Origin of the sequence: Nocardiopsis potens DSM 45234, assembly GCF_000341105.1 — a bacterium.
GTDB classification, from domain to species: Bacteria; Actinomycetota; Actinomycetes; order Streptosporangiales; family Streptosporangiaceae; genus Nocardiopsis_A; species Nocardiopsis_A potens.
The window spans coordinates 1-2,606 of sequence record NZ_ANBB01000096.1; the positions used below are offsets into that span (position 1 = coordinate 1).

The following is a 2,606-nucleotide window of genomic DNA, read 5'->3' on the forward strand; positions in this document are numbered from 1 at the left end:
CCTGGCCGGCCTGCGCCAGCACAAGACACGCCTGGCCACCACCGCCCTCGCCATCGCCCTCGGCGTCATGTTCGTCACCGGAACACTGGTCTTCAGCGGAACCCTCAAGGAGGCGTTCAGCGCTCAGGTGATGGGGGCGGCCGACAAGTTCGCCGCCGTCGCCCGCCCCGCCGCCGAGCAGGCCGACCCCGAGAAGCCGGCCGTACTGCCGGAGAAGACCCTGGAGCAGGTGCGCGGCCTGGACGAAGTCGCCGAGGCCGGCGCCGTGCTCCGCGGGGACGCGCCGCTGCTGGACAAGGACGGCCGCGCGGTCGGCGGCATGCCCACGGCCGGCCTGGGCCTGGAGGGCGAGACCCGCTACAGCGCCGACGAGGGGGCGCTCCCTTCCGCCGCGGACGAGGTCGCGCTGGCCACCACCAGCGCCGACGCCACCGGCTACCGGGTCGGCGACCGGGTGACCGTACTGGACGCCGAGGGCGCCGAGCACGAGTTCACCGTCAGCGGCCTGGTCGACTTCGGCACCGACATGGAACTGGCCTACCGCGGCGCCGTGGTGTTCCAGGCGGACACCGCCCGCGAGCTGACCGGGGCCGAGGGCTACGCCGAGATCGACGCCACCGCCGCCGCGGGCGCCTCCGACGAGGCGGTCGCCGATGCGGTGGCGGCCGCCGCGGGCTCCGCGGCCGAGGTCGAGACCGGGGCCGCCATGGGCGAGCGGCTCGCCGAGGACGCCGGCACGCAGGCCACCGCCTTCGCCGTCGCCCTGATGATGTTCGCGCTGGTCTCGGTCTTCGTCGCGTGCATCGTCATCTACAACACCTTCGCCATCCTGCTCGCCCAGCGGCAGCGCGAGATGGCCCTGCTGCGCTGCGTCGGCGCCGGCCGCGGCCAGGTCTTCCGCGGGGTGCTGCTGGAGGCGCTCGTCATCGGCCTGCTCTCCTCCGCGATCGGGGTGGCCGCCGGCATCGGCCTGGGCTGGGCCGGGATCCACTTCGGCTCGCAGGCCCTGGGCGCCGACGGCTCCGGAACGACGCTGGTCGTCGGAGTGCTGCCGGTGGCCGTCGGCCTGGTGGTCGGCATGGCGATGACGCTGGTCGCCGCCCTCGTCCCGGCGGTGCGGGCGACCCGGGTACCGCCGCTGGCCGCGCTGCGCACCAGCGCCACCGCCCAGGGCATGGAGAAGGGCATCGGCTGGAAGCGGATCGCGGTCGGAACGCTGTTCTTCCTGGTCTCCGCCGGGCTGGTCACCGTCGCGCTGATGGCCGCCCCCGACCCGGTCTCCCTGGTGCTGTCCGTCGTCGCCGGTCTGGTCGCCTTCGTCGGGGTGGTGGTGCTCTCCCCCCTGATCGTGCGCGCCGTCGTCGCCGCGGTCTCCCCGCTGATGAAGCGGATCGGAGTGCCGAGCATGCTCGCCGCGGACAACTCCCGGCGCAGCCCCAAGCGCGCGGCCGCCGCGATGATCGCCCTCACCGTCGGCGCCACGCTGATCACCGGGTACGCGGTGGTCAACGCCTCGCTGAGCAAGACCATGAACCACATGCTCGACGAGCAGTTCCCGGTGGACTACCAGATCGCCGCCCCGATGGACGGCGAGGAGGCCGCCATCCCGGCCCGGGTCGCCGAGGAGCTGCGCTCCTCCCCCGCGATCGGGACCGCCTGGGAGGAGCGGCTCACCTACGTCGAGTCCCCCGACGCCTCCGGCGACATGCCGGTGCGCACCTACATCGGCGCCGTCGTCGGCGAGGACGTCTCCGACACGGTCGAGTCCGGCGACCTGTCCGACCTGGGCCCGGGCAAGGTGGCCGTGTCCAAGGGCTACGCCGGCGGGCGCACCGCGGGCGACGAGCTGACGGTGGCCACCGCGGAGGGCGAGCGGACCTACGAGATCGCCGCGGTCACCGCCGACATGGGCACGCTGTGGGGCGCGACCCTGGCCCCCGAGGACTTCAAGGCGGGCTTCCCCGGGATCAAGGAGCCCGACACGATCGGGGTGCGCGGTGCCGACGGGGCCTCCGCCGCCGAGGTGCGCGACGCGGTCTACGACTCGGTCGCCGACGACCCGCTGCTGCGGGTGGACTCCACCGCCGAGATGCGCGGCCAGTTCGACGACATGCTGGAGCTGGCGTTCATCGCGATCGCCGCGATGCTCGGCCTGGCGATCCTGATCGCGGTGTTCGGCATCGCCAACACCATGGCGCTGTCGGTGCTGGAGCGCACCCGCGAGTCGGCGCTGCTGCGCGCCCTGGGGCTGAGCCGGGGCCAGCTGCGCCGGATGCTGAGCATCGAGGCGGTGGTGCTCTGCCTGATCGGCGCGGGCGTGGGCATCGGCCTGGGCGTGCTGTTCGGCTGGGCCGCGGCCTCCGCCATCCTGCCGAACATGGTGTTCGGTGTGCCGCTGGGCCAGATCGCGGTGTTCGTCGCGGTCGCCGTGGTGGCGGGCCTGCTGGCCTCGGTACTGCCCGGCCGCAGGGCCGCGGGCACCTCGATCAGCGGGGCTCTGGCCAGCGAGTAGGCGCCGGCCCCCTGCCCCGGGCCGACACGGGCGGGCGGCTCCCCTCAGAGGGGGCCGCCCGCCTTTAGTGTGGGCGGGGGATCGGGAGGGGGGG

The 2,606-nt window shown here is 74.3% G+C and carries 1 protein-coding gene; it reads left to right on the forward strand.

Going from position 1 to position 2,606, the window contains the following annotated elements:
• Position 1 precedes the first annotated feature (1 nt).
• A complete protein-coding gene (locus tag D459_RS0129525; RefSeq protein ID WP_026120870.1) occupies positions 2-2,512 on the forward strand; it encodes an ABC transporter permease in 2,511 nt (836 codons plus the stop codon).
• Positions 2,513-2,606 lie beyond the last annotated feature (94 nt).